Source organism: Pseudomonas sp. P7548 (assembly GCF_013386585.1).
In the GTDB taxonomy this organism is placed as follows: Bacteria; Pseudomonadota; Gammaproteobacteria; order Pseudomonadales; family Pseudomonadaceae; genus Aquipseudomonas.
Map to the genome: position 1 here is coordinate 1 of NZ_JACARO010000216.1, position 1,142 is coordinate 1,142.

Here is a 1,142-nt window from a genome sequence, read left to right on the forward strand (position 1 = left end):
GCGGGGGATGTTGGGTAAAAACGTTGAGGGGGACTGACCGCTTTCGCCCAATAGCAGTCATTGCTGGCGCTGAATCGGACGCTGTCGACGCCTGAAGTTAGTTTTCGCCAGCACTATGGGATGCAGTCAATGAAGATGAGGTACGCGGAGCAGGATTGCCATATCAGGCTGACAGAATGTAGTTAACGCCCAAAAAGCCCCCCAAGCTTAGCTTAAGTTTGAGAGGCCATTGTACATAGGCAGTATTTCATCTGATTGCAACTAAGAACGGAAGTAGACCCCGCGAGAGAAGTTGGTGACATGACTTCTGGATAGTTAGTCTTGCTTGTAACCACGCGTATTGAGCAGCATCCCGGACTTGTCAAATACAAAAGCTAATATTGTATTGGTTTTAAGTTTATAAAGGTATACGTAGCGACCGTCCGGATTGTAGTTTTCATGAGAGGGCGAGCCCAGGCAGCTTTGAACTTCCTGAGATGTTAATTCGCCTGCTTTGTAGTCACCAAAGGTTTTTGGGCAACTTTCAGAAGGCGTAGGGTTTGGTTGGTTCAATCTTTTGATTTGAAAATCTGTCCCGCCCGCGCCAGTCTCATTAAACGTTATGACAAACTTTTCGACTGCGCCTGGTGAGTCAACAATCCACATTTCTCTCCATGCGCTGACGCCGGGGCTTCCAACAGGCTGCTGAATTACGGTTTTCAATATATTGGTTTGCGGCGTAATCTCAAAACCTCCTAATATCTTTTTCAATCCCGCGTTGGTGTCAGATGTCAGTTTCTCATTAGCAAGCGTTCCCTCGCTAAAATTTATTTTATTTTTTTGTGCCGGATCTATGTCGCCAGAGGACTGGCAGCCAGATAGTACTAAGGAAAAAATGACCGCAATAAACTTTATATTCATCAATTCACTCCTTGAATGAGATTTGCAAATCAAATAGTCAGTAACTATTACCTCTGACTAAATGACATGCCTTGCTGCCCTTTTGGTTCGAAAGTAGGCATAGGAAGATATCCATTTGCCATCATTGTGTCCACTGCCCTTCCTTATCGTTAGCGGGCTCCCACGATCGGCAACATTGGATCAATAACAGCCTCCCGCAGAGCAATAATTCAATCCACCACTAATCTCCTTCCCCCAAACAC

The 1,142-nt window shown here is 45.5% G+C and carries 1 protein-coding gene; it reads right to left on the minus strand.

Annotation, left to right across the window (positions count from 1 at the left end; all coding sequences use genetic code 11):
* Positions 1-315 precede the first annotated feature (315 nt).
* A complete protein-coding gene (locus HX803_RS32370) occupies positions 316-900 on the minus strand; it encodes a hypothetical protein (RefSeq protein WP_178926113.1) in 585 nt (194 codons plus the stop codon).
* Positions 901-1,142: the final 242 nt, after the last annotated feature.

Excerpts from the sequence above, each read along its gene's own strand:
- HX803_RS32370 (WP_178926113.1), bottom strand. The coding sequence starts at position 900 with ATGAATATAAAGTTTATTGCGGTCATTTTTTCCTTAGTACTATCTGGC.